Raw genomic sequence first — 969 nt, 5'->3', positions numbered from 1 at the left:
AGGAGGATATCAAGCTCCTTCTGCGCAGCATTTGGTGAGGGCTTATCGGAAGCTTGGCTTGGAGCCTGCTCAATCTCATCACTGGGAAGAAGCGCATCAGCAAACCCTTGCTCAACAGCGCTCTCGCCATTGATCCAAGTCTCTTTGTCGAGCTGATTGCTCAGCTCTTTTTCCGAGATTTTGGTGCGTGCATGATAAATGCTGACTGCCGCATCATCAAACGGCTTTAGCCAATCGGCAACCTCTAGGAACGCATGGCGATCACCACATGCACAAACCCACGTGTTATGGATCATCAAGAACGCCGCTCGCCCGATCTGGATTTCATCTGCCGCCATCGCAATGACAGAAGCCGCTGATGCTGCTAACCCCAGCACCTTCACAGTTACCTTTGCCTTGTGCTCACGCAGCAGGTTGTAGATCGCCAACCCTTCGAAGAAGTCGCCGCCGGGAGAGTTGATCGAGACGACCACATCCTTCTCACCAATGTTGCGCAGCACCGCTGAAATTCGCTTGGCAGTCACCCCATCATACATCCAGCTCTCGCCAATCGGATCGAGGATGGAAATGGTGTTTTCGCCATCCTCACCAGCTGCTGCTTTGATATCTGGGTTCCAGCGCTGCTGTACGCTTTCAGCAATCGCACTTTGGAGACCTTTCCCAGCCAGCACCGGGACATTTGGCAAATTGCGGATGCTCATTTTTCGTCCTTTCCAAGCAAGTCAACCAGTCCCATCGAGGTTTGAACCACCAGCTCATCACTGTTGCCTCCGCGTCGTGGCAGATTGAGCTTGTCGCGGCCCTCATCGCCAGACATGAAGCCGCCCATACGCATTTTGAGGAGGAAATCGCCTTTGGCCTTGCTATCCATTTGCAGCATGGCTTCACGGTTATATTCCACGTACCAACGCCCGCGTTTTTCAACGGGAATGAGATCTTTCAGGATACGGGCTTCGTTTTTGATAAGTA

1 protein-coding gene and 1 pseudogene are annotated in these 969 nt (G+C 52.6%); both read right to left on the bottom strand.

Annotated features, from left to right (window positions below; all coding sequences use genetic code 11):
- A partial coding sequence (locus PPL9_RS34815; RefSeq protein ID WP_082597134.1) for a head maturation protease, ClpP-related occupies positions 1-701 on the bottom strand: 701 nt, incomplete at its 3' end.
- Positions 698-969, bottom strand: a pseudogene (locus PPL9_RS34810) (phage portal protein); the annotation flags it as partial. The pseudogene PPL9_RS34810 and the gene PPL9_RS34815, both read right to left, overlap by 4 nt.

Source organism: Pseudovibrio sp. POLY-S9 (assembly GCF_001431305.1).
Lineage (GTDB): Bacteria > Pseudomonadota > Alphaproteobacteria > Rhizobiales > Stappiaceae > Pseudovibrio.
The sequence above is the reverse complement of the archived record's forward strand: the minus strand, read 5'-3'. Positions and strand labels throughout refer to the sequence as shown.